Here is a 23,921-nt window from a genome sequence, read left to right on the forward strand (position 1 = left end):
CCTTTGTCACACCGTGCGGTACTGACCGATTGCGCGGTACTTTTCGTAGCGGAGGTTTGTGAGGGTCGCGTCGTCGAGCTGCTCAAGCGTATCGAAGGCATCAAATGCCGAGGATATGACGGCGCCGGCGATCTCCTCATGCGACAGGCCCCTATCGTCAACGATGCCGTCGATGATGCCGAGCGCCAGCAGATCGGGGGCCGTGAGTTTAAGCGCCTCGGCGGCCTCATTCGCGCGCTCGGTATCCTTCCACAGGATCGATGCACAGGCCTCGGGGCTCACGACCGAATAGGCCGAGCTCGAGAGCATCAGGATGCGGTCGGCCACGGACAGCGCCAGCGCGCCACCAGAGCCGCCCTCGCCTGTCACCACCGAGACAATCGGCGTCTTAAGGCCGCTCATCTCCATGAGATTCTGGGCAATCGCCTCGCCCTGGCCGCGCTCCTCGGCACCGATGCCGCAAAACGCGCCCGAAGTATCAACCAGGCACAGAACCGGCCGGCCAAATTTCTCGGCTTGGTGCATCAGGCGACGTGCCTTGCGGTAGCCCTCGGGATGTGCCATACCAAAGTTGCGACGCATGCGCTCTTTGGTCGTGGTACCGCGCTCGATGGCGATAACCGTCACGGGCCGCCCGTCTTTCCAGCCGATACCGCCCACCACGGCAGCATCGTCGCCAAAGTAGCGGTCGCCGTGCAGCTCCACAAATCCATCCAGGCCCAGCGAGATCATCTCACCCGCCGTGGCGCGGTTCGCCGAGCGAGTCTGTTTGACGATTTCGAGCGCGCTTTTTGGTGCGGCCGAGCGCTTAAACAAGTGTCCCAGCTTTTTGCCGCGGCGACCCGCATGCACGATCTCATGTGGCGCCCCCAGGCCGGGCGCGTGCCCTTCGTGCAGCGCCAGCAGCTCGCCTACCGTGAGCGCAATCTCACCACGCGGAACAACGGCATCGCAAAAGCCGTGCTCCAGCAAAAACTCGGAACGCTGGAATCCCTTGGGCAGACGCTTGTGCATGTTCTGCTCGATCACGCGCGGGCCGGCAAATGCCGTCAGGGCATCGGGCTCGGCCAGGATAATGTCGCCCTCCATGGCGAAGCTCGCGGTTACGCCTCCGGTCGTAGGATCGGTGAGCACCGTGATATACAGACCGCCCGCCTCGCTGTGGCGCCTAACCGCCGCAGAAATCTTGGCCATCTGCATAAGCGATGTCACGCCCTCTTGCATGCGCGCACCGCCCGAAACGGTAAAGCCGACAACTGTCAATCCCAGCTCGGTCGCACGCTCAAATGTGCGACAGATCTTCTCGCCCACCACGGAGCCCATCGAGCCCATCATAAAGCTGGCATCCATAAAGAAGAGTGCCGTATCGCAGCCGCGGATTTTGCCCCTGCCGCACACAACGGCATCTCGCTCGCCCGAACGCTCGCCCGCGCTCTTGAGCTTGTCGGCATAGCCGGGAAACGAGAGGAAGTCCTCCGACGCCAGGCTGGCATCCCATTCCTCAAACGTGCCCTCGTCGACCGTCATGCGCATGCGCGCGCGACCGCTCACGCGAAAGTGTTTGCCGCAACGAGGGCAGACCTCGAGGTTGTCGTGCAGACGTGTCTCATCGGTCACACGGCGGCACTCCGGGCACTTGATAAACACGTGGCGCGCGGGAAACTCGGCGCACGACTCGGTTATCGGCCCCTCAAGGACGTTGACCGTCTTCGCTTTTCTATTCATCAGCATAGAGATGCCCCATCAGATCGGTGTGATACATGCCCGACAAAAACTCGTCGTTTGCCAGCACGTCGAGCTGAAGCTCGCTGTTTTCGCTTACGCCCTCAATCACGAGCTCGCCCAGGGCCGAGCGCATCTTGCGAATGGCGCCGTCACGCGTGGGCGCACACACGATGAGCTTGCCGAGCATGGAGTCGTAGTACGGCGGAACGTTCGCACCGGTAAACATGGCGGAATCCCAACGCACGCGCGGGCCACCCGGCACACGTAACGCGGTGACCGTTCCGCACGACGGCAGAAAGTCCGGCGTTTCGGCATTGATGCGACACTCCATGGCGTGGTTGCGCACCGGCATGTCCTCCTGCTCAAAGGGCAGAGGCTGGCCGGCTGCCACGCGCAGCTGCCACTTGACCAAGTCGGTATCGGTTACAAACTCTGTAACCGGATGCTCCACCTGCAAGCGCGTGTTCATTTCCATAAAGTAGAAATTGCCGTCGTCCGAATACAGGAACTCGATGGTGCCAGCGCCCTCATAGCCGACGGCACGAGCCAAGTCGCGCGCCGCCTTGTGCATACGGGCACGAATATCGTCGCGTCCGTCGAGGCACGGCGCGGGGCTCTCCTCGATCAGCTTTTGGTTGCGGCGCTGCACCGAGCACTCGCGCTCACCGAGCGAAAACACATGGCCCTGCTTATCGGCCATAATCTGTACCTCAACGTGATGCGCCGGCGCGACGAACTTCTCCATGTAGCACTCGCCGTCGCCAAAAACGGCCTCGCCCTCGGCACGCGCCTCGATGAACGCCTTTGCCGCGTCTTCCACGCGCTCGACCTTGCGAATACCGCGACCGCCACCGCCGGCACGCGCCTTGATGAGCACGGGACAGCCGATGCGCTCGGCCTCGGCCGTCGCCTCCTCGGGGCTTTTGAGCAAATCGCAGCCCGGCACGATGGGCACGCCCGCGGCGGCGGCCGTTCGGCGTGCGGCGTCCTTGTCGCCCATGCTGTCGATCACCTCGGCCGAAGGACCGACAAACGCCAGACCGTACTTGTCGCAGTCGCGCACGAAGCTCGCCTTCTCGGAGAAAAAGCCATAGCCGGGATGAATTGCCTTAGCTCCCGACTTCACGGCACAGGTGAGCACGGCATCGTCGTTGAGGTAGCTCTCGGCAAGACGCGGGCCGCCGATGCAATACGCCTCGTCGGCAAGCTGCACGTGCAGCGCGTCCGCATCGGCCGTGGAATAAACGGCGACGGTCTTGATGCCCATATCGCGGCACGCGCGGATAACACGGACCGCGACTTCGCCGCGGTTGGCGATGAGCACTTTGTCGAACATGAAGCCTTCCTTAACTTTCGTGCACGAGTGCAAAAGACATATCGGCGCGGCAGCAAACCTCACCGTTGACGCTCGCGGTACCCGTCGCAAAGCGGAACGGCCCGCGCGCACGCGTGATGGAGCACACCAGATCCACCGTGTCGCCCGGGCGCACCGGACGCTTAAAGCGCACCTTGTCCAGACTCGTGTAGAACGGCGTCGCGCCGCGCGCCTCCTCATCGCCCATCAGCAGCACACAGCAGTTCTGGGCGAGCATCTCGCACTGAATCACGCCGGGGACGACCGGGTTTCCCGGAAAATGCCCCTGCAAAAAGTACTCGTCGCCCGTAATCGTGATCTTGCCGTGGGCCTCGTCGCCCACCAGCTCGGCTTCGTCGAGCAAAAGCATCGGCTCGCGATGCGGCAACAGCTTCTTGAGCTCTTCTTTGTTCATGGATATCACCTATCCGATCCTCATGAGGCAGCTGCCAAACTCCACGAGGTCGCCATCGGCCACGCAGATCTCGAGCACCTCGCCGTCTGCCTCGGCCGTCACCTCGTTGAGAACCTTCATGGCCTCGATGATGCAGAGGGTCTCGCCGGCCTTGACCTTGGAGCCCACGCGCACAAACGGCTCGTCGCCCGGCGCCGGGGCAGCATAGAAAACGCCGACCATGGGAGCGGTCACCTCGGTGCCCTTGGGCTCCGGTGAGGCGGCAGGTGCCTGCGCGGCGGGCTCCGGTGCGGCAGGCGCGACTGCGGGAGCTGCAACTTGAGCGGCCATGGCGCTCGGCATGGGCATGGGCACGGCAACCGGCTGCGCGGCGCTCGCGCGCTCGAGCTCGACCGCGGTGCCATCGGGCTCCTCAACACGTACGCGCGTGAGGCCGCGGTCCTCCATAACATCGGCTATCTCGGCAAGTCTTTTGGAATCCATGCTCTAGCTCCTCGTATATCTACGCAGCGCGATGGCGGCGTTGTGCCCGCCAAAGCCCAGGTTGGTCGAAAGCGCCCAGGTAAGGTCGGCGCGAACCGCTCGATTAGGCGTGTAATCAAGATCGCAGGCGGGATCGGGCGTGTGGTAGTTAATGGTCGGGGGCACCACGCCCTGCTCGAGCGCCATGGCACAGGCCATGACCTCGATGGCACCCGTAGCACCGATCATGTGGCCGGTCATCGACTTGGTCGACGAGACATGTGCGGCGCGCGCCGCGTCCTCGCCGAGCGCTCGCTTAATGCCCGCCGTCTCGGACGAATCATTAAGCTTGGTCGAGGTGCCGTGGGCATTGATGTAGAGGCCCTCGGAAGGCTTGACGTCGCCCTCGGCCACCGCCAGCGATATCGCGCGGGCAATGCCGGCAGCCTCGGGATCGGGACTCGTGATGTGATAAGCATCATCGGTGTTGCCGTAGCCCACGACCTCGGCATAAATGTGCGCACCGCGTGCCTGCGCATGTTCCATGCTCTCGAGTACCAGCACGCAAGCGCCCTCGCCCATCACAAAGCCGTCGCGGTCTGCATCGAACGGGCGGCAAGCCGTCGCAGGATCGGGGTTGGTGGTCAATGCGCGGCAGGACGTAAAGCCTGCAACGGCATCGGGGATAATGGCCGCCTCGGCGCCGCCCGCGAGGATCGCGTCGGCATAGCCGTGCTTGATGGCGCGGAACGCCTCGCCCACCGCATGGGCCGAGGTCGCGCAAGCAGTCACGACTGGCAGGGTCGGTCCCTTTGCCTTGTGGCGGATCGCGATATTGCCCGAAGCCATGTTGGGGATCATCATCGCAATCATATAGGGCGATGCGCGGCGAGGTCCACGATCGGCGATCGTGTGGACGTTGTCGACGAGCGTCGTCATGCCGCCCACGCCCGAGCCCACGTAGACGCCCAGACGCTCACGATCGATGGCGCCTTCGACATCAAAGCCCGCATCGTGCATTGCCTCGTCCGAAGCCGCCATCGCAAACTGAACGCAGGGGTCCAGATGCTTGGCATCACGCTTGCCAAAGTACTCGTTGCCGTCAAAGCCCTTGACCTCGGCCGCCACCTTGACGGCAAACGCATCGGTATCGAAGTGCGTGATCGGGCCGATGCCGCACGTCCCGGCGCACATGGCCGCCCAGGTGGCAAGTGCGGTGTTGCCGAGCGGCGATACGGCACCTATGCCAGTGATTGCAACTCTCTGTTCCATCATGGTCTCCTCATCCAAGCCGTTCTTCGGCCCTGGTTTCTACATCGCCATTCCGCCGTCAACGCGTACGACCTCGCCCGTAATGTAGGCAGCCGCATCGCTCGCCAAAAAACGCACCACACCGGCCACTTCCTCGGGGCGCGCCATGCGCTTTAGGGGAATCTGCTCCTCGGTTGCCGCGCGAACCTTCTCCGAGAGCTTTGCCGTCATATCCGTCTCGACAAACCCGGGGGCGACCGCGTTCACTCGTACGCCGCGGGGCGCAAGCTCGCGCGCCACCGCCTTGGTAAGCCCTATCACGCCCGCCTTGGAGGCGGCGTAGTTGACTTGGCCGGCATTGCCCATCAGGCCCACGACCGAGCTCATGTTGACGACGCAACCGCCGCGCTGGCGCATAAAGGTCTTGGTGAGCGCGCGCGTCATATTGAATGTTCCCTTGAGATTGACATCGAGCACGCGATCGAAAGCATCGTCGCCCATACGCATGAGCAGGCCGTCGCGCGTGATGCCGGCGTTGTTGACGAGCACCCAAATGGAGCCAAAGTCGTTGAGGACCGCTTCCACGCACGCGTTGACGGCGGCGGGGTCGGCCACGTCGCATTGATATGCGCGCGCCGCGGCACCAGCCGCCTCGCAGGCTTCGCACGTCTCGCGCGCCGCATCGACGCTGCCGGCATAGACGACAGCGATATCAAAGCCGTCCTCCGCCAGACCGACAGCGCAGGCGCGGCCGATACCACGCGATCCGCCCGTGACCAGTGCCACGAGACGTGAGTCGTTGCGCTCGAGCGTGCCGTTGTTCAAGTTGCCCATGTCATTCCTTTCGGGTTACAGCCCTGTGGACTATGCGAGCTCGTCGGCAATAGCTGCGACCTGCTCGGCCGTTTCGCACGAATACACGCGAACGTCGCTCAGCGTACGCTTGACCAGGCCCGACAGCGTTTTGCCAGGGCCGACCTCAATAAACGTGTCGATGCCCTGATCCTGCAGAGTATGCAGCGTGTCGACCCAGCGCACGGCATGGCTCACCTGGTCGGCCAAGACATCCGATGCCGCTCGCGGGTCCGCCGGATAGGGCGCCGCCGTCATGTTTGCCATGACCGGAATCAGCAGCGGAGACGGCGCGTGGCCGTCTTGGATATACGTCGCCAGCCCCTCAGTCGCCTCGGCCATATAGGGGCTATGAAATGCACCCGACACCGCGACTTTCATAGCGCGGCCGCCAGCCTCTTTTACTAGGACGTCGAGCTCCTGCAGTGCCTCGGACGCTCCGGCCACAACCGTCTGCTGCGGACTGTTGTAGTTGACCGGCCAGCAGTCCTCGCCGGCCTGTTTTGCCAGGCCCTCGACTTGCGCCGCATCGAGTTTGATGACGGCGCGCATGCCGCCGGGGTGACGCTCGGCCGCCGTGGCCATCAATGCCGCGCGCTCACACACGAGCTCAAAACCCGCTCGCGTATCGAATGCCCCCGCGAAGGTGAGTGCTGCGACCTCGCCCAGCGAGAATCCCGCACAGGCGGCAGGCACCACGCCGCGCTCGCGCAGGGCGACGGCGACAGCTAAGTCGTGCGCGAACACGCAAGGCTGCGTGTTCTCGGTCTGCGAGAGCTCCTCTTTCGAGGCGCTCCGGCACTGCTTGCTCGTCCCCGGGCGCACCTCGTCGGCAATGGCGAACACCTCGGCAGCCGCCGGCGATGTCTCGATCAGGTCGACGCCCATCGCGGGATGCTGGGCACCCTGACCGGCAAACAAAAGCGCTACGCTACCCATGCGCACGCTCCCCTCAGGACGCGCTCGGTGCCATCGACCAGGTCATCGACGATTTCACGTGCGCTTTGGCGCTCGTTGACCATGCCGGCAATCTGTCCACACAAAAACGAGCCCTCTTCGTAATTACCGTCCTTTGCCGCCTTGCGAAGCGCACCCGTACCCATGGCCCCGAGCTCCTCGGGGCTTGCGCCCGCCGCCTCGTTCTTGGCATACGCGTTGGTGAAGGGACTCTTGAGGGCGCGAACCGGATGTCCCGTCGAGCGACCGGTCGCGCGCGTCGACGTGTCGCCCGCCTTGATCACCAGCTCTTTGTACTGTTCGGATACGGTGCACTCGTTTGCGACCAGAAAGCGCGTACCCACTTGCACGCCGGCGGCGCCCAGCATAAAGGCGGCCGCTACGCCGCGGCCGTCGGCAATACCGCCGGCGGCCACGACGGGGATATCGACCGCATCGACAACCTGCGGCACCAATGCCATCGTCGAGGTCTCGCCAATATGGCCGCCTGATTCGGTGCCCTCGGCAACCACGGCAGTGGCTCCGCGACGCGCCACGAGACGCGCCAGCGCCACAGATGCAACAACCGGGATGACCTTGATGCCCGCCTCGTTCCACGCCTTCATGTACTTGGTGGGATTTCCGGCGCCCGTCACGACGACCGGCACTCGCTCGTCAATAACGACCCGCGCGACCTCGTCGGCAAACGGGCTCATGAGCATAACGTTGACGCCAAAGGGCTTATCCGTCCTGGCGCGCAGCTCGTGAATCTGGTCGCGCAGCCAGTTGGCATCGGCGTTCATGGCCGCGATAATCCCCAAGCCGCCCGCCTCGGACACTGCGGACGCCAGCGAGGCGTCGGCAATCCAGGCCATACCGCCCTGGAACACGGGCTTTTCGATGCCGAGCAGATCGCAGAGAGGAGTCTTGAGCATCTCTACTTCTCCAATGCCGCCTCGACCGTATCGGCGAACTCGCCGACCGTCTTGGGGTTCTCCTCGGTATCGAGCTGGATGCCAAACTCGTCCTCGACGGCGACGAGGATCTCGACGGTGCCCAGACTGTCGAGACCAATCTCCTCGAGCGTGGACTCGGGCTTCATCTCGACGTCGTCAAGGCCAGCGGTCTCGCGGATAACGTCGCAAACGCGCTCGAAGGTCTTCTGATCTGACATGGTAGTTCTCCTTTGTTTGTGCCCCAGGGGCGTTTTTATTTCCTATGTGCGACTACTTCCAACGAAGCAGATAGCCACCTATATCCAGGCCGGCGCCAAATCCAACGAGGGCGATGGTGTCGCCCGCATTCAGTGCGTCGGTGCGTGCCAGCCGGTCAAGCGCAAAGGGAATGCAGGCGCTCGAAATGTTGCCGGTCTCGCATAGCGTTCGAACCACGCGCTCGTCTGGCACACCGAGGCGCTTGACCGCCTGACTCAGGATTCGTTCGTTAGCCTGATGGAATACAAAATGGTCGATGTCCTCGACCGAAATGCCCGCATCGCTCGCAAGCTTATGGACCGTGTCGCAGATGGCGTTGACGCCGAACTTGAACACGCGGCGGCCATTCATGGACAGCACGCTCTCGCTATCTGCGGAGGCCTTAAACGGCGAGGTGCCAACCAGACCGGGAACGCGCAACGTCTCGACGTCGGGCGCCGTCGAAAGCTCAACGGCAAGGGGGCTGTCTCCCCCAGCCTCAATCACCGCGGCGCCTGCCCCATCGCCAAAGAGCACGCAGGTGGCGCGGTCGGTCCAGTCGAGCGCGCGCGTCATCTGCTCGGCAGCAACGATAAGCACGCGCTTGGCACGACCCCGGGCGATATAGCCCTCGGCAACATCGAGCGCAAATACGAAGCCGGCACAGGCCGCCGAAACATCGAAGGCAGGGCACGTCGCGCCTAGTCGCTCAGCGACGGCGCACGCTTCGGCAGGAACGAGATGATCGCCCGTCGTCGTCGAACAGACGATAAGATCCAGCTGGCTCGCATCGATTCCAGACGTCTGGAGCGCTTGCTCGCTCGCTGTCACGGCAAGGTCGTCGAGTGACTCGGTGGTGCACACATGGCGGCTCTTGATACCTGTGCGGGTAAAAATCCACTCATCCGAGGTATCGAGAAACTCGGACAGCTCGTCATTGGAAACACTGCGCTTAGGAAGCGCCGAGCCCGTTCCAAGAATCGTGAAACCCATCACTAACCTCCTTTGAGTTGTTGACGTGTTTACATCGACCAAGAGAGGATAGCGCATTTCAGTCGTTGTTGACGTATTAACATTAAATTGCCCAAATGCGACAAAGGCTTCACATTGTGTCTATCTCTCGACACCATTGCGTTATTCACTTATTCATTAAGGAGGTAGCAGCCGTTATGGATGCCAAATTAACGATAGTCGACGTAACCGGATCGACCAACGATGACCTGCTCGAAGCAGGAAAACAGGGAGCGCCGCACGGCACAGGACTTGCCGCCCGGGCTCAGACAGCAGGACGCGGCCGACGCGGCCACAAGTGGGATTCAACCGCCGGCAACCTATTGCTTTCGATTGTCCTGCGTCCACGTGTTGATCCCACCAAGTACTCTGGTCTTGCCGCCGTCAGCGGCTTAGCGGTGCTCGAAGCGCTCGAAAAGCAAGGTCTTGCTAACGAGATCGGCCTCAAATGGCCCAACGACCTCGTCGCGCGAGGGCGCAAACTCGGCGGCATCCTGGTCGAGGCGGCTCGTGACAACGAGGGCAAGCCCTTTGCCGTCTGCGGCATTGGCGTCAATGTGAACTATGTGCCCTCGGAGGTTCCCGATGGCGGCCTGCCGGCAATCGGCCTCTCAGACCTCAACGAGAATGTTCCCACCGTCGATGTGCTACTCAAGGGAGTCCATCACGCGATCGTGAATGCCGTAGGCACATGGACAGATCTGCTCAACGCCATGGAAGAAGACGCTGGTCCGATCGCGCCCGTCCACGATGATTATGTCGCTCATCTCAATTGGATTGGGGAGCACGTAATCGCCCGTTCCCCTGCCGGTGACGAGCTGGCGCGTGGCATCTTTCAAACCGTCGATGCCTTTGGTCGAGCGTGCATCGAGACGGAAGACGACTTGCGATCCTTCCATTTTGAAGAGGCATCGCTGCGTCCCATGGGTAAATAGGGCACCATAGCCACCCACTCGGCTGCATTCCCCGGCGGTTCAAACCCATCATGCAAAACAAAAGAGCCCCGCTACCGTAATGGCAGCGGGGCTCTGTAAGCTATGAGCGATATCGCTTAGAGCTTGATGTCGATGTCGACGCCAGCGGGGAGGTCGAGACGCATGAGCGAATCAACAGTGCCCGAGGTGGGGTCGAGGATGTCGATGAGGCGCTTGTGGGTGCGCATCTCGAACTGCTCACGGGAGTCCTTGTTCACGTGCGGCGAGCGGATAACCGTGTACAGGTTGCGCTCGGTGGGCAGGGGGACAGGACCGGAAACGCGAGCGCCAGTCTTCTGAGCGGTCTCGACGATGAGCTTCGCGGACTGATCGACGACCTCGTGATCATAGCCCTTGAGGCGAATGCGGATCTTCTGGGTAGCCAACTTAAACCTCCAAAGAGTGCGAGAGATGTTCTCGCGGATTACGTAACAGGGAGCTCGAACTTAGGCGTTCTTGCTCATGACCTCGTCCACGATGGACTTGGGCGCGGGCTCATAAGAGTCGAACTGCATCGTGTAGGATGCACGGCCCTGGGTCTGGGAGCGAAGGTCGGTAGCGTAACCGAACATCTCGCCCAGCGGCACCTTGGCACGGATGAGCTTGCTGTTCTTGCGATCCTCCATGCCCTCGATCTTGCCGCGGCGACCGGAGAGGTTGCCCATAACGTCGCCCATGTACTGCTCGGGGGTCTCGACCTCGACAGCCATAATCGGCTCGAGCAGCTGCGGATCGGACTTCTTGAGGGCGTCCTTGATAGCCATGGAACCGGCGATCTTAAAGGCGGCCTCGGAGGAGTCAACCTCGTGGTAAGAACCGTCGAACAGGGTGACCTTGACGTCGAGGACCGGGAAGCCGGCGATAACACCGGTGTTCAGGGCCTCCTGGATGCCCTTGTCGATGGACGGGATGTACTCCTTGGGCACGACGCCGCCGACGATAGCGTTGACGAACTCGTAGCCGAAGCCCTCCTCCATCTTCTCGAGCTTGATGACGGCGTGGCCGTACTGACCGCGACCACCGGACTGACGGACGAACTTGCCCTCAGCCTTCTCGACGTCGTGACCAGCGGTCTCGCGGTAGGCAACCTGGGGCTTACCAACGTTAGCGTCAACCTTGAACTCGCGGAGCAGACGGTCGACGATGATCTCGAGGTGCAGCTCGCCCATGCCGGCGATGATGGTCTGGCCGGTCTCGTGGTTGGTGGACACCTGGAAGGTCGGGTCCTCCTCGGCGAGCTTGGTCAGAGCCAGGGACATCTTGTCCTGCTCGGCCTTGGTCTTGGGCTCGATGGCAACGTCAATAACGGGCTTAGCGAACTCGATCTTCTCGAGGACGATCTCCTTGCCCTCGGCGCACAGGGTGTCACCGGTGGTGGAGTTCTTGAAGCCGACGCAAGCGACGATGTCGCCGGCGGCAGCGTCGTCACGGTCGATACGCTCGGCGGCGTTCATCTCGAGGATGCGGCCGAGACGCTCGCGCTGACCGTTGGAAGCGTTGACAACGTAGGAGCCGGACTCGGCGCGGCCGGAGTAAACGCGGACGTAGGTGAGCTTACCGACGAACGGGTCGGTCATGATCTTGAAGACCAGGCCGGAGAAGGGCTCGTCAAAGGAAGGATGACGCTGGATCTCCTCGCCGGTGTCCGGATCGGTACCGGTGACGGCCTCGACGTCAAGCGGGCTGGGCAGGTAGTCGACGACAGCGTCGAGCAGCTCCTGAACGCCCTTGTTCTTGTAGGCGGAGCCCACGAAAACGAGGTTGAGCTCGTTGGCCAGAACGCCCTTGCGCAGAGCAGCCTTGAGCTCCTCGACGGTGAAGTCCTCCTCCATGAGGATCTTCTCCATGAGCTCGTCGTCAAAGCTGGCAGCAGCGTCGAGGAGCTCCTCGCGCTTGGTGGCAGCGATGTCGGCAAACTCAGCCGGGATCTCGTCCATCGGCTCGGGGTAGGTCATGCCCTTCTCGTCGGCCTTGAAGTCCCATGCAGTCATGGTAACCAGGTCGATGACACCCCAGAAGTTGTCCTCGGCGCCCATCGGGACCTGAGCGGCCACGGCGTTAGCGTCGAGACGATCCTTCATGGTCTCGATAGCGTTGAAGAAGTCAGCGCCCACGCGGTCATACTTGTTGATGAAGGCGATGCGGGGGACGTTGAAGGTAGAAGCCTGACGCCAAACGGTCTCAGACTGGGGCTGAACGCCGGCAACGGCGTCGAAAACGGCGACAGCGCCATCGAGGACGCGAAGGCAGCGCTCGACCTCGGCGGTGAAGTCAACGTGGCCCGGGGTGTCGATGATCTGGATGCGGTAGTCCTTGCCGTCCTTGTTCCAGAAGCACGTGGTAGCAGCGGAGGTAATGGTTACGCCGCGCTCCTGCTCCTGAACCATCCAGTCCATGGTGGCAGCGCCCTCATGGACCTCACCGATCTTGTGGGTCTTACCGGTGTAGTAAAGAATACGCTCGGTCGTGGTGGTCTTACCGGCATCGATGTGAGCCATGATGCCGATGTTACGGGTATCGGAAAGCTTGTACTTAGGCTTAGCCATGTTAGTTCCTTACCTTAACTTACCAACGATAGTGAGAGAACGCGCGGTTGGCCTCGGCCATCTTGAAGACGTCCTCACGCTTCTTGACGGAAGCGCCCAGGCCGTTGGAAGCGTCGAGGATCTCGTTGGCGAGACGCTCGGCCATGGTCTTCTCCTTGCGAGCGCGGGAGAAGTTGACGATCCAGCGGATACCCAGAGCGGTGGAACGACGGGAGTTGACCTCCATCGGGACCTGATAGGTAGCGCCACCGACACGCTTGGGCTTAACCTCGAGCGTGGGCTTGACGTTGTCCATAGCCTTCTTGAAGGTAGCGAGAGCGTCGCCGCCCTCGGACTTCTCGGCAACGATCTCGAAAGCGGTGTAAACGATGCGCTCAGCGGTGGCCTTCTTGCCGTCAAGAAGGACCTTGTTGATGAGCTGAGTCACCAGGCGGTTGTTGTAAACGGCGTCAGGCTGAACCTCACGACGATTAGCTGCTGCACGACGCGGCATGTGAAATCTCCTTAAGTGTCTACCGTGCGGCGCTCAAGACGGCACACGGCGAAAGTATCAAAACGTTATCTGGCTTATTTAGCCTTGGGGCGCTTAGCACCGTACTTGGAACGGGCCTGCATACGGTTCTGGACCGGAGCAGCGTCGTAGGCGCCACGAATGACGTGATAACGGACACCAGGGAGGTCACGGACACGACCGCCGCGGACGAGCACGATGGAGTGCTCCTGCAGGTTGTGGCCCTCACCCGGGATGTAAGCAGTAACTTCGATGCCGTTGACAAGGCGAACACGGGCAACCTTACGAAGAGCCGAGTTCGGCTTCTTGGGGCTCGTGGTGAAGACGCGGGTGCACACGCCGCGCTTCTGGGAGTTGTGCTGCAGAGCAGCGTTCTTGGACTTCTTGGGCACGGAACGACGGCCCTGGCGAACCAGCTGGTTAATAGTAGGCAAAGCGTACTCCTTCTCGAATGATTCCAGCTTTCTGTAAAGTGCAACGGCTTGAATCGAGGGGTCAGCATCCCCCTACGAAACACGCAGTTGGATAGGATACGTGGCGTTAGCTGTGCCGTCAACAGACCACGCCGCCGGGCGTATCCCAAAATAGCTATATTTCCGCAAAGCCTCCATAAAAGGAATCCCCGCCTGTGCGCAAGTGCCCATTCCAGCCGTCCATGTAACGCAAAAATGGCCGCTTCCTCTAGCAGGAAGCGGCCTCAGACCTTACGAATAGACGATGGTAAAGGGTACTTCTGTTTCGGTCTCTCCTGTTGATGTGCACCTCGTTCCCTCAAGGGTTACCGATACAACCTGATCGACATTGATGAGCCTTGTCGGAACCCAGATGTTCTCTCCGCTATTGCGCGCCATCGAAACATAGAAATTGTACGCCCCTGCGTCGTCATCTTCGATAATCTGCTCCGATCCATCCTTGTAGCTGACGGTCAGTTTATGATCAACTGCTTCATAGCCCAGATCATCGATGTGCGTCTGGATGGAAAACGGGCTGATCTCGAGAGGCGAGTCGTCGGAGCGGAGCTCCTTTGTATCGACGTGCGCTCCGACGTTAAACTCTGGCGTCGATACCTCGATCACCTTCGCATCCTCACCTTTGCCCTCCGTCCAACTGATATTCCAGGTGACCGCATGTCGTAAATCTCGATCGCGATTCCAAGATGCAAAGTACATCGTGCCGTTAATGACCGTGTCGCTTGATGTGTCTTTATCAATGGTGCAGCGTGTATCAGCCCATTCCTCGCCAAAGTTCATGCTGGGTGTACTGACGCCCCCTTCTTCTTCACCATAGAGAACAAGTTCGCCAAGCTCTGCCGCCGGCTTGTAGTAGTTAACGCCATTCGGATTGGACAATGTAAACGTCACAGCACCGCAACCGTTTTTATCGATAGCCATATCATGAATGTCGAGTGTATAGCCGTTGCCCTCGACGGACAGATTGACCTTCTGGACTGCACCCTCCAGGCTTTGGGGCGCGATACCATCACCAACCTCTCTGGTGTAGGTATATTTCGTCCCCGACGAGCCGCCATTTGTCCAGGTAACGGACTCTCCGTTGCCATGGTTTCCCCAGGCAGAGGCAAAATAACTGGAATTGACAACAGCGTAGGCGACCCCTCCGGTCGCCAGCACTCCGGCAAGACATCCGATTACGGCAACATACAGAGGCTTCGCGTGACCCTTTCGGCGAAGCGGATCGCCAGCAGCGGCATAAAGAACACGGTCAGCAAGATCGCTATCGGCTTGGACGGACTCGAAGGCCTGCTTGATCTGGTTGGATTTCACGGTCGCCCTCCTCTAGGATGAACTTGAGCTTCGATCTGCCGCGAGCTAAACGCGTTCGAACGGTCGCGGCTGGCACATGCAGTAACTCGGCAATCTCTGAGGTCGAAAAGCCCAGATAGTAATAGAGCACGATGGGGATACGGAATCGTTCCGGAAGCCGCATGACGTCTAATAGGACGGCCTTGGTCTCATCCTGCGCCGTCGAAAGCGAATCGGCCAGGTTCTCAATATCCTCCACACGCCTCCACGGCTTTCGAAAGAGAGATTTACATTCATTGATCGTGACCCGGATAAGCCATCGACGAAGATGCTCCCAGTTTTCAAATTGCGCGTCGCTTTTGAGCAACTTAAGAAAGACGTCTTGAGCGACATCGTCGGCGTCAGCGCGATCACGCAGATACGTCAATGCGATCCGAAACACGACATCCCGGTGGTCTTCGACCGCCTGTCTAAAAGCTTGTTCTTCCATAATCACCTCCCGGTGACATTAATGGTTCTCGATGAGGCCCTCACCATAGATACGCTCTTGTCGGGCGAAATGTTTCAAACTCAAGCATGAAAAACCGACCAAAATAAACCTGTCCCTTTTTGGCAAGGGATCAACGGAACGCAACAGGTTGAGCATACGCAAGCGAGCGGCCCCCAGAGCGTACAAGGTGGCATGAAAAAGGCAGGGCATTGACCTTTTGGTCATGCCCTGCCTTTTGAATGACAGATTGTAGCTCTGGGGGCCGCGCAGCGACGGAGGTCGCCGCCGTTCGTTAGAACGGCGGAACTAATTACTCCTCGTCGTTGTCCTTGGCCTCTTCGGCGTCGTCGGTGTCCACGAGCTGGTTGAGCAGCTCGTCGAGGGACGCCATGTCCTCGTTGATCGCGCCGTTGGCGGGAGCCTTCTTGTCGTCGATCGGGGCGCCCAGGAGCTCCTCGTCGGCGTCGGCGTGATGCGTCGGAGCGGAGGTACCCAGCAGGATATCGTCCGGACCGTCGGGGCTAAAGACCATCTGCAACAGCTGCGAGAGGTCTTCCTCGTCGGCAACGTCGTCGTTGTTCTCGAGGATGTAGAGCAGATCGTGGGCCTCAAGGCCGTCACGGAGCTCCTCGATCGCCTTAGCACCGATACCATCGATGCGCAGCAGATCCTCCTCGGACTTGCCGACCAGGTCGCCGACCGTCTCGATGCCGACCTCGCTGAACTTGTTGGTCCAACGCTGCGACACGCCCAGGTCGTCGAACAGGTACAGGCGAGCCTTCTCGGCGGAGATGGTATGGCCGTTGCGGGTGAACGAACCGTCAGCACCACCGAACTCGTCGTAGCCGGCCCAGTCGAGCTGCTGCGGGAGCTGCTCGTCCAGATCCTTGAGTTCAACCGGAGCCCACTCGGGCAGCGACTTGGCGTTGGGCGAAGCCGGACCGTCGATGTCGACATAGCCGTCGGCCGTGCGATACGTCAGCTTGGCGTTGGCATACGGCTTGAGGCCGGTACCAGCCGGGATCTTCTTACCGACGATGACGTTGGACTTAAGGTCGAGCAGGTGGTCGACCTTGCCCTCGATGGCAGCCTCGGTAAGGACGCCGGCGGTGCGGATGAACGAAGCGCTCGACAGCCAGGAGTCGATGTTGGACGCGACCTTGAGCGTACCCAGGATGACGGGCTCGGCCACGGGAGCCTGACCGCCCAGACGGGCAACGCGCTCAACCTCGTCGGCGAACTCGTAGCGGTCGACGTACTGACCAAGCAGGTACTTGGAGTCGCCGGGGTTGGTGATCTGAACGCGACGCAGCATCTGACGTGCGAGCACCTCGATGTGCTTGTCGTTCAGGTCGACGCCCTGGCTGGTGTAGACGTCCTTGACGCTCTCGACGAAGGTGTGCATCGTCGACTCGATGTCGGTCAGCTTGCGCAGGTTGCGGAAGTTGACGAAGCCCTTGGTGATCTGGTCGCCGGCGCGAACCTCGCAGCCGTCCTCGATCTCGGGCATAAAGCGCACCGATGCGGGGACGCGACGCTCGTCGAGGACACGGGTGTGATCCTCGGAGTCGGTGAGCGTCAGCACGTACTCGGACTTCTCGGGCTTAATCGAGAGGTGGCCGGAGTACGGAGCCAGCTCGGCCTCGCGACCCAGAATCTTCTCGTTGACGTTGCCGACGATATCGAACATACGGCTGACCGTAGGCAGACCCTGCGTAATATCGTCGACGCCAGCGACGCCGCCGGAGTGAATGGTACGCATCGTAAGCTGCGTACCGGGCTCGCCGATGGACTGGGCGGCAATAATGCCGACCGCGGTACCGATGGCGACCGGACGACGGGTGGAAAGATCCCAGCCGTAGCACTTCTGGCACACGCCGTACTTGGAGCGGCAGGTGAGCAGCGCGCGAAGCTTGACCTTCTTGAGGCCCGCATCGACCATCTTCTGGATGTCGGCGACCTTCTCGATGTAGCCGTCCTGCTCAAAGAGCACGGTGCCATCGGGAGCCACGACGTCCTCAATGAAGCAACGGCCAACAAGGTCGGTGTTGAGGTCGGTGGTGCCGGGGATGATGAGGTTGTAGGTGACGCCCTCGTGCGTACCGCAGTCCTCCTCGCGGACGATGACGTCCTGGGCCACGTCGACCAGACGACGGGTCAGGTAACCAGAGTCCGAGGTGTGGGATGCGGTATCGACCAGGCCCTTACGGGCGCCGTAGGTCGAAATGAAGTACTCGAGCGGCAGCAGGCCCTCGCGGAAGTTCGCCTTAATGGGAAGGTCGATCGTCTCGCCGGACATGTCTGCCATCAGGCCACGCATGCCGCCGAGCTGACGCAGCTGGGTCTTAGAACCACGGGCGCCGGAGTCGGCCATCATGTAGAGCGGGTTCTCCTCGTCGAACAAGTCGAGCATGAGCGCTGCAACCTTATCGGTACAAGCGGTCCACTCGTTAACGACTTCGATGTGGCGCTCCGTCTCGTTGATGAAGCCCTCCTCGAAGTACTCGTTGATCTGGTCGACGTTGGCCTGGGCGCGATCGAGCAGCTCCTGCTTCTCGGCAGGGATGAGAGCGTCCCACACCGAGATGGTGAGGCCGGCGCGGGTAGCGTAGTGGAAGCCGGAGTACTTGATGGCGTCGAGGATCGGGCCGACCTTGGCCTCGGGATAGCGATCGCAGCAGTCCGCAACCAGCTTGGCCACGTCGCCCTTGACCATCTTGTAGTTCATGAACTCGTAATCTTCGGGCAGGCACTGGCGGTTGAAGATGATGCGGCCGATAGAGGTCTCGAAGCGCGCGGTCTTGTTGCCGGTGACGTCGTAGTCGACAAACTCGTTCTTGCCGTTCTTGACGCGGAAGATACGGGTGCCGTCCTCGTTGATGACGTTGGCATCGGCAGCGGACACGCGGACCTGGATCTTGGCCTGCATGTCGACCTCGGAGCGGCAGTCATAGGCGTGCAGCGCGTCGTCGAAGCTCGAGAACACGTGGTTCTCGCCCGGCAGACCCTCGCGAACCTGGGTGAGGTAGTACACACCGATGATCATGTCCTGCGAAGGGATGTTGACCGGCTTGCCGGATGCCGGCGAGCGCAGGTTGTTCGCAGAGAGCATGAGCACGCGGGCCTCGGCCTGAGCCTGGCTGGACAGCGGCACGTGGACAGACATCTGGTCGCCGTCGAAGTCGGCGTTGAAGGGCGAGCAGACCAGCGGGTGCAGGTGGATAGCCTTGCCCTCGACCAGCACCGGCTCAAAGGCCTGGATGGACAGACGGTGCAGGGTCGGTGCACGATTGAGCAGCACGACGCGGCCGTCGATGACCTCTTCGAGGATATCCCACACAAAGGTGGCACCGCGGTCGATAGCGCGCTTGGCGCCCTTGATGTTCTCGACCTTGCCAAGCTCGACCAGGCGCTTCATGACGAAGGGCTTGAAGAGCTCCAGCGCCATGGTCTTGGGCAGACCGCACTGGTGCAGCAGCAGCTTGGGGTCGGTAACGATTACCGAACGGCCGGAGTAGTCGACACGCTTGCCCAGCAGGTTCTGACGGAAACGACCCTGCTTGCCCTTGAGGGCCTCGGCGAGCGACTTGAGCGGGCGACCGCCACGGCCAGAGACCGGGCGACCACGACGGCCGTTGTCGAACAGGGCGTCCACGGACTCCTGGAGCATGCGCTTCTCGTTATTCACGATGATCGCAGGGGCGTCCAGGTCGAGCAGGCGCTTGAGTCGGTTGTTACGGTTGATCACGCGACGGTACAGGTCGTTGAGGTCGGACGCGGCGAAACGGCCACCGTCAAGCTGGACCATCGGGCGCAAATCGGGCGGAATGACCGGAATGACGTCCAGGATCATGTTCGCGGGGCTGTTGCCGCCCTTCAGGAAGGCGTCAACGACCTCGAGGCGCTTAACGGCCTTCTCGCGCTTCTGCTTCTGGGAGTCCTCGTCGGCGATGATGGCCTTGAGCTTCTCGGCCTCGGAGGGGAGGTCGATGGCAGCGAGCAGGTCGCGGACGGCCTCGGCACCCATGCCGCCCTTGAAGTACATCGAGTAGTAGCGGGTCATCTCGCGGAACAGCGGCTCATCGGAAATGAGGTCGCGCTCGCTGAGCTTCATGAAGGCGTTGAAGGCGTCCGTGCGGAGCTGCTTCTCGTCCTTGCACTCTTCCTCGATGTCGACGATGCCAGAGGCGATCTCCTCGGGGGTCAGCGGCTCCTCGTCGGAGAACTCGTCAAAGTTCTCGGGGTTGCCCTGCTCCTTGAGGGACTCGATCTGGCGGGCGCACTCGGCATCGATCTCTTCCAGATCGGCGGCGAGCTCCTCGCGCAGGTCGTCGGCGTCGGCCTCGCGAGCCTCGTAGTCAACCTCGGTGATGATGTAGCTGGCAAAGTACAGAACCTTCTCGAGGTCCTTGGACTTGATGTCGAGCATACGGCTCATCGGGAAGCTCGTGGGGCTCTTGAAGTACCAGATGTGGGACACGGGAGCGGCGAGCTCGATGTGGCCCATGCGGTCGCGACGCACCTTGGCCGAGGTGACCTCGACGCCGCAGCGCTCGCAGACGATGCCCTTAAAGCGGATGCCCTTGTACTTGCCGCAGGAGCACTCCCAGTCCTTGGCGGGACCGAAGATCTTCTCGCAGAACAGGCCGTCCTTCTCGGGCTTGAGGGTACGGTAATTGATGGTCTCCGGCTTCTTGACCTCACCGTGCGACCAGGAACGGATCTGGTCGGCGGAGGCAAGGGAGATCTTTACCGAGTCAAAATCAGTAGCTTCGAAATCTGCCACAGTCAACTACTCCTTATCAGTGGTCGTGGCGGCGACAGCCTCGGGTGCCTCGGCGGTCTCGGCATCCTCGGCCTCGACGTCGGCGTCAACGCCGGCGAGCGCAGCCAGGTCGTCGAGAGCAGAGGTCTCCTCGGCGGTCACAGGGGCGGAGGCGTCCTCGTCGGCATCGTGCATGGGCTCGATGTCCAGTGCGAGGGAGCGAATCTCCTTGACGAGAACCTTGAAGGACTCGGGGATACCCGGGACAGGAACGTTCTCGCCCTTGACGATGGACTCGTAGGTCTTGACACGGCCCACGGTATCGTCGGACTTGACGGTCAGGATCTCCTGCAGGACGTTGGAAGCACCGTAAGCGTACAGTGCCCAAACTTCCATCTCGCCGAAGCGCTGGCCGCCGAACTGAGCCTTGCCGCCCAGAGGCTGCTGGGTAACCAGGCTGTAAGGGCCGGTCGAACGGGCGTGGATCTTGTCGTCGACCATGTGGCCGAGCTTGAGGATGTAGGACGTACCCACGGTAATGGGCTCGCGGAACTCCTCGCCGGTGCGGCCGTCGAACAGGCGGGTCTTGCCGCGCTCGTCAAGCTGGGTGACGAACTCGGGGCGCATGTGATCGCCAAAGGCAGCGGTAGCCTTGTTGAGCATGTTCTTGTTGGCACGACGGATGACCTCGGCGATCTCGTCCTCCTTGGCGCCGTCGAAGACGGGCGTGGCGGTGAAGAACGGACCGGGGACGTACTTGTCGGAGTCGGCCTGCTCGGTATCCCAACCGCACGCAGCAGCCCAGCCAAGGTGGCACTCGAGCAGCTGGCCGACGTTCATACGCGAAGGAACGCCCAGCGGGTTGAGGATAACGTCGATCGGGGTACCGTCAGCCATGTAGGGCATGTCCTCGACCGGCAGAACGTTGCAGATAACACCCTTGTTGCCGTGGCGGCCGGCGATCTTATCGCCCTGCTGGATCTTACGACGCTGGGCGACGTAGACGCGCACCTGCTCGTTGACGCCGGGGGCCAGGTCGTCGCCGTTCTCGCGGCTAAAGCGGACGACGTCGATGACGCGGCCGTAAGCGCCGTGAGGCATCTTAAGGGAGGTGTCGCGGACGTCGTGGGCCTTGGCACCGAAGATGGCGCGCAGCAGGCGCTCCTCGGCGGTCAGAGCGCTCTCGCCCTTAGGCGTGACCTTGCCGACCAAGATGTCGCCAGGGCCGACCTCGGCGCCGATGCGGATGATGCCGTCCTCGTCGAGGTTGGCAAGCATGTCCTCGGAGAGGTTCGGGATCTCGCGGGTGATCTCCTCGGGGCCGAGCTTGGTGTCGCGGGCGTCGATCTCGTGACGGGTGATGTTGATGGTCGTCAGCAGGTCCTCGGCCACCAGGCGCTCGGACACGACGATACCGTCCTCGTAGTTAAAGCCTTCCCACGGCATGTAGGCCACGGTGAGGTTCTGACCCAGTGCGAGCTCGCCGTGATCGGTCGAAGGACCGTCGGCCAGAGGCTCGCCCTGCTCAACGGTGTCACCAACGCGAACGAGCGGACGGTGGTTGATGCAGGTGGACTGGTTGGAGCGCTGGTACTTGGCCAGGTGGTACTCGTCCATGCCGCCGGCATGCTTGACGATGATCTTGGCGGCGTCGGCAAAGATGACCTCGCCGGCGTTCTTGGCCAGGGTGACCTCGCCGGAGTCCAGAGCGGCGCGACGCTCCATGCCGGTACCGACATAGGGAGCGGCGGGGTGAACCAGCGGCACGGCCTGACGCTGCATGTTGGCGCCCATCAGCGTACGCTTGGCGTCATCGTGCTCAAGGAACGGGATCAGCGTGGCTGCGACGGAGAGCATCTGACGCGGCGAGACGTCCATGTAGTCGACGTCCTCGACGGGCACGTCGGCGGGAGCGCCGAAGGAGCCGTCGAAGTCGCGGGTACGGGCGATCACGGTGTGCGGACGGACGATCTTACCCTCGGCATCGGTCGTGATGAACTCGTTGGTCTTGGGATCGAGCGGCGTGTTGGCCGGCGCGATGACGTGCTTCTCTTCCTCGTCAGCGGTCATCCAGTCGATCTGATCGGTGGCAACGCCGTTCTCGACGCGACGGAACGGGGCCTCGATGAAGCCATACTCGTTGACGCGGGCGTAGAGGGCGAGCGAGCCGATCAGGCCGATGTTGGGGCCTTCGGGGGTCTCGATCGGGCACATGCGGCTGTAGTGCGAATTGTGAACGTCGCGGACGGCCGTCGGCACGTTGGTGCGGCGGCTGGAGCCGGACTTGTGGCCGGCAAGACCACCAGGGCCGAGTGCGGACAGACGGCGCTTGTGGGTCAGACCGGTCAGGGGGTTCGCCTGGTCCATGAACTGCGAGAGCTGCGAGGAACCGAAGAACTCCTTGATGGAAGCCACGATCGGACGGATGTTGATGAGCGACTGCGGGGTGATCTCGTCGATGTCCTGGGAGCTCATGCGCTCACGGACGACGCGCTCCATACGGCTCATGCCGATACGGAACTGGTTGGCGACGAGCTCGCCGACGGTGCGGATACGGCGGTTGCCGAAGTGGTCGATGTCGTCGACCTTGAAGCCCTGCTCGCCGGCAGCGAGGGACAGCAGGTAGCGCAGCGTCGCGACGATATCCTCGTCGGTGAGCACCGTGACCTCTTCCTCGGTGGTGAGGTTGAGCTTCTTGTTGACCTTGTAACGACCGACGCGGGCCAGATCGTAGCGCTGCGGGTTAAAGAGCAGGCCCTCGAGCAGGCTGCGGGAAGCGTCCACGGTGGGAGGCTCGCCCGGGCGCAGGCGACGGTAGATCTCGATGAGGGCGTCCTCGCGAGTGAGGGCGGTGTCGCGCTCCAGGGTGCGCTTGATCACATCGGAGTTGCCGAGCAGCTCGATGATGTCGTCGTTGGTGACGGCGATGCCAAGGGCGCGCAGGAACATCGTGGCGCTCTGCTTGCGCTTACGGTCGATGGAGACCATGAGCTGGTCGCGCTTGTCGACCTCAAACTCGAGCCAGGCACCGCGGGACGGGATGATCTGGGCCTTGTAGATCTGCTTGCCCGAATCCATCTCGGAGCTGTAGTACACACCCGGGGAACGGACGAGCTGCGAGACGACGATACGCTCGGTACCGTTGATGATGAAGGTGCCCTGATCGGTCATCATGGGGAAGTCGCCCATAAAGACGAGCTGCTCCTTGATCTCGCCGGTCTCCTTGTTGGTGAGACGGACGTCGGTCAGAAGCGGGGCCTGATAGGTCATGTCCTTCTCGCGGCACTCCTCGACGGTGTGCGCGGGGTCGCCGAACTGATGCTCGCCGAAGGTAACCTCGAGAACATGGTTCTGGCTCTGGATGGGGCTGGATTCCTTGAACGCCTCACGAAGGCCCTCGTCCTTAAAACGCTCAAAGGATTCCCTTTGAACAGAGATAAGGTTGGGGAGCTCCATGGCCTCCGGGATTTTCCCGAAGCTGACGCGCTTGCGCTCAGTGGCAGTGTATGCGTAGGTCACCAGGTTTTTCCTCCTTCACGGAAATGCTCGGTGGGTTGGCGAGGCATAGCTTCGCCAGTTATCGCAACCTAATAGTTTATCAGGTACCGACCGTTGGGCAAGAAAAGCCTTGACGCGATTGAGTTTTTGGAGTAGCAAAGTTTTTCGACAGAAAACA

19 protein-coding genes are annotated in these 23,921 nt (G+C 61.5%); 1 reads left to right on the top strand and 18 read right to left on the bottom strand.

All coding sequences use genetic code 11. From position 1 onward, the window contains the following. Positions 1-6 precede the first annotated feature (6 nt). The 10 genes from AQ996_RS00890 to AQ996_RS00935 are packed head-to-tail and all read right to left on the bottom strand — an operon-like array spanning position 7 to position 9,181. On the bottom strand, positions 7-1,731 hold the full coding sequence (locus AQ996_RS00890; RefSeq protein WP_055250227.1) for an acetyl-CoA carboxylase carboxyl transferase subunit: 1,725 nt from the start codon (positions 1,729-1,731) through the stop codon (positions 7-9). Continuing rightward, a complete protein-coding gene (locus AQ996_RS00895) occupies positions 1,718-3,061 on the bottom strand; it encodes an acetyl-CoA carboxylase biotin carboxylase subunit (protein ID WP_055250229.1) in 1,344 nt (447 codons plus the stop codon). Before AQ996_RS00895 ends, AQ996_RS00890 begins: the two co-directional genes overlap by 14 nt. A gap of 10 nt (positions 3,062-3,071) precedes the next feature. After that, complete coding sequence (fabZ, locus tag AQ996_RS00900) at positions 3,072-3,494, bottom strand: 3-hydroxyacyl-ACP dehydratase FabZ (RefSeq protein WP_055250231.1); 423 nt, start codon at positions 3,492-3,494, stop codon at positions 3,072-3,074. A 9-nt stretch (positions 3,495-3,503) separates the two neighbouring features. Further along, positions 3,504-3,977 carry an acetyl-CoA carboxylase biotin carboxyl carrier protein gene (accB, locus tag AQ996_RS00905; RefSeq protein ID WP_055250232.1) on the bottom strand — a complete coding sequence of 158 codons (474 nt, stop codon included), beginning with the start codon at positions 3,975-3,977 and terminating at the stop codon, positions 3,504-3,506. A gap of 3 nt (positions 3,978-3,980) precedes the next feature. Continuing rightward, entirely contained in the window at positions 3,981-5,228 is a 1,248-nt protein-coding gene (gene fabF, locus AQ996_RS00910) for a beta-ketoacyl-ACP synthase II (RefSeq protein ID WP_055250233.1), read from the bottom strand. Positions 5,229-5,267: 39 nt separating this feature from the next. Beyond that, a complete protein-coding gene (gene fabG, locus AQ996_RS00915; RefSeq protein WP_055250234.1) occupies positions 5,268-6,041 on the bottom strand; it encodes a 3-oxoacyl-[acyl-carrier-protein] reductase in 774 nt (257 codons plus the stop codon). Between the two features lie 30 nt (positions 6,042-6,071). After that, positions 6,072-6,998: an ACP S-malonyltransferase gene (locus tag AQ996_RS00920; RefSeq protein ID WP_055250236.1), complete on the bottom strand. Its 927-nt coding sequence runs from the start codon at positions 6,996-6,998 to the stop codon at positions 6,072-6,074. Then, a complete protein-coding gene (fabK, locus tag AQ996_RS00925) occupies positions 6,986-7,930 on the bottom strand; it encodes an enoyl-[acyl-carrier-protein] reductase FabK (protein WP_055250239.1) in 945 nt (314 codons plus the stop codon). The genes AQ996_RS00920 and fabK overlap by 13 nt, the downstream gene beginning before the upstream one ends. Positions 7,931-7,932: 2 nt before the next feature. Beyond that, on the bottom strand, positions 7,933-8,169 hold the full coding sequence (locus tag AQ996_RS00930; protein WP_055250241.1) for an acyl carrier protein: 237 nt from the start codon (positions 8,167-8,169) through the stop codon (positions 7,933-7,935). A 52-nt stretch (positions 8,170-8,221) separates the two neighbouring features. Further along, entirely contained in the window at positions 8,222-9,181 is a 960-nt protein-coding gene (locus AQ996_RS00935) for a 3-oxoacyl-ACP synthase III family protein (protein WP_055250243.1), read from the bottom strand. A 176-nt stretch (positions 9,182-9,357) separates the two neighbouring features. Between AQ996_RS00935 and AQ996_RS00940 the strand changes: the two genes are divergently transcribed. Further along, a complete protein-coding gene (locus tag AQ996_RS00940; RefSeq protein ID WP_055250246.1) occupies positions 9,358-10,134 on the top strand; it encodes a biotin--[acetyl-CoA-carboxylase] ligase in 777 nt (258 codons plus the stop codon). 116 nt (positions 10,135-10,250) lie between these two features. Here the strand turns inward: AQ996_RS00940 and rpsJ are convergent, their stop codons facing one another. The 8 genes from rpsJ to rpoB form a co-directional block, all read right to left on the bottom strand. Then, positions 10,251-10,559 (bottom strand): 30S ribosomal protein S10, encoded by a 309-nt coding sequence (gene rpsJ / locus AQ996_RS00945; RefSeq protein ID WP_022094184.1) that lies wholly within the window; start codon positions 10,557-10,559, stop codon positions 10,251-10,253. 60 nt (positions 10,560-10,619) lie between these two features. Then, on the bottom strand, positions 10,620-12,719 hold the full coding sequence (gene fusA, locus AQ996_RS00950; protein ID WP_022094183.1) for an elongation factor G: 2,100 nt from the start codon (positions 12,717-12,719) through the stop codon (positions 10,620-10,622). Between the two features lie 19 nt (positions 12,720-12,738). After that, positions 12,739-13,212, bottom strand: a complete 474-nt coding sequence (rpsG, locus tag AQ996_RS00955; RefSeq protein ID WP_006235013.1) for a 30S ribosomal protein S7 — start codon at positions 13,210-13,212, stop codon at positions 12,739-12,741. A gap of 74 nt (positions 13,213-13,286) precedes the next feature. After that, positions 13,287-13,664, bottom strand: coding sequence for a 30S ribosomal protein S12 (rpsL, locus tag AQ996_RS00960; RefSeq protein WP_006235012.1), 378 nt, complete (start codon positions 13,662-13,664; stop codon positions 13,287-13,289). Between the two features lie 270 nt (positions 13,665-13,934). Next, positions 13,935-15,011: a DUF4179 domain-containing protein gene (locus AQ996_RS00965; protein ID WP_055250248.1), complete on the bottom strand. Its 1,077-nt coding sequence runs from the start codon at positions 15,009-15,011 to the stop codon at positions 13,935-13,937. Continuing rightward, the gene (locus AQ996_RS00970) at positions 14,962-15,480 is read right to left on the bottom strand and encodes an RNA polymerase sigma factor (protein ID WP_055250249.1); all 519 of its coding nucleotides are present in this window, start codon (positions 15,478-15,480) and stop codon (positions 14,962-14,964) included. The genes AQ996_RS00965 and AQ996_RS00970 overlap by 50 nt, the downstream gene beginning before the upstream one ends. Before the next feature lie 310 nt (positions 15,481-15,790). Next, entirely contained in the window at positions 15,791-20,266 is a 4,476-nt protein-coding gene (locus tag AQ996_RS00980) for a DNA-directed RNA polymerase subunit beta' (RefSeq protein ID WP_172674583.1), read from the bottom strand. Positions 20,267-20,272: 6 nt separating this feature from the next. After that, the gene (rpoB, locus tag AQ996_RS00985; protein WP_199408987.1) at positions 20,273-23,764 is read right to left on the bottom strand and encodes a DNA-directed RNA polymerase subunit beta; all 3,492 of its coding nucleotides are present in this window, start codon (positions 23,762-23,764) and stop codon (positions 20,273-20,275) included. Between the last annotated feature and the right edge of the window lie 157 nt (positions 23,765-23,921).

The organism is Collinsella aerofaciens (assembly GCF_001404695.1).
GTDB lineage: Bacteria > Actinomycetota > Coriobacteriia > Coriobacteriales > Coriobacteriaceae > Collinsella > Collinsella aerofaciens_E.

Coding starts and splice junctions, on each gene's coding strand:
- AQ996_RS00940 (WP_055250246.1), top strand. CDS start 9,358: ATGGATGCCAAATTAACGATAGTCGACGTAACCGGATCGACCAACGAT.
- AQ996_RS00890 (WP_055250227.1), bottom strand. CDS start 1,731: ATGCTGATGAATAGAAAAGCGAAGACGGTCAACGTCCTTGAGGGGCCG.
- AQ996_RS00970 (WP_055250249.1), bottom strand. CDS start 15,480: ATGGAAGAACAAGCTTTTAGACAGGCGGTCGAAGACCACCGGGATGTC.
- fabG (WP_055250234.1), bottom strand. CDS start 6,041: ATGGGCAACTTGAACAACGGCACGCTCGAGCGCAACGACTCACGTCTC.
- fabK (WP_055250239.1), bottom strand. CDS start 7,930: ATGCTCAAGACTCCTCTCTGCGATCTGCTCGGCATCGAAAAGCCCGTG.
- fusA (WP_022094183.1), bottom strand. CDS start 12,719: ATGGCTAAGCCTAAGTACAAGCTTTCCGATACCCGTAACATCGGCATC.
- rpsG (WP_006235013.1), bottom strand. CDS start 13,212: ATGCCGCGTCGTGCAGCAGCTAATCGTCGTGAGGTTCAGCCTGACGCC.
- AQ996_RS00935 (WP_055250243.1), bottom strand. CDS start 9,181: ATGGGTTTCACGATTCTTGGAACGGGCTCGGCGCTTCCTAAGCGCAGT.
- AQ996_RS00930 (WP_055250241.1), bottom strand. CDS start 8,169: ATGTCAGATCAGAAGACCTTCGAGCGCGTTTGCGACGTTATCCGCGAG.
- accB (WP_055250232.1), bottom strand. CDS start 3,977: ATGGATTCCAAAAGACTTGCCGAGATAGCCGATGTTATGGAGGACCGC.
- AQ996_RS00895 (WP_055250229.1), bottom strand. CDS start 3,061: ATGTTCGACAAAGTGCTCATCGCCAACCGCGGCGAAGTCGCGGTCCGT.
- fabF (WP_055250233.1), bottom strand. CDS start 5,228: ATGGAACAGAGAGTTGCAATCACTGGCATAGGTGCCGTATCGCCGCTC.
- AQ996_RS00920 (WP_055250236.1), bottom strand. CDS start 6,998: ATGGGTAGCGTAGCGCTTTTGTTTGCCGGTCAGGGTGCCCAGCATCCC.
- fabZ (WP_055250231.1), bottom strand. CDS start 3,494: ATGAACAAAGAAGAGCTCAAGAAGCTGTTGCCGCATCGCGAGCCGATG.